A 600-nucleotide genomic window follows, 5' to 3' on the forward strand; every position below is an offset into this window, starting at 1 on the left:
AGTCTCCCACCTATCCTACACAAACCGAACCGAACACCAATACCAAGCTATAGTGAAGGTCCCGGGGTCTTTTCGTCCTGCCGCGCGTAACGAGCATCTTTACTCGTAGTGCAATTTCACCGGGCCTGTGGTTGAGACAGCAGAGAAGTCGTTACGCCATTCGTGCAGGTCGGAACTTACCCGACAAGGAATTTCGCTACCTTAGGATGGTTATAGTTACCACCGCCGTTTACTGGGGCTTAAATTCTCAGCTTCGCAGTCAAAGACTACTAACCGGTCCTCTTAACCTTCCAGCACCGGGCAGGCGTCAGTCCATATACATCAACTTAACGTCTTCGCATGGACCTGTGTTTTTGATAAACAGTCGCTTCCCTCTATTCTCTGCGACCCCACAACCCACCACCAACGCACAGTTGGCTTAAGTCGTGTGGTCCCCCTTCTCCCGAAGTTACGGGGGCATTTTGCCGAGTTCCTTAACCACAGTTCACCCGAACGCCTTAGTATTTTCAACCTGACCACCTGTGTCGGTTTAGGGTACGGGCCATACATCCACATCGCTAGAGGCTTTTCTCGACAGTACTAGATCACCAACTTCACCCA

At 51.2% G+C, this 600-nt stretch carries 1 rRNA gene; it reads right to left on the reverse strand.

Annotated elements, in window-relative coordinates:
* Positions 1-600: ribosomal RNA gene (locus tag HMPREF2978_RS01670) — 23S ribosomal RNA — on the reverse strand; the annotation flags it as partial.

Origin of the sequence: Corynebacterium sp. HMSC074C01, assembly GCF_001814605.1 — a bacterium.
In the GTDB taxonomy this organism is placed as follows: Bacteria; Actinomycetota; Actinomycetes; order Mycobacteriales; family Mycobacteriaceae; genus Corynebacterium.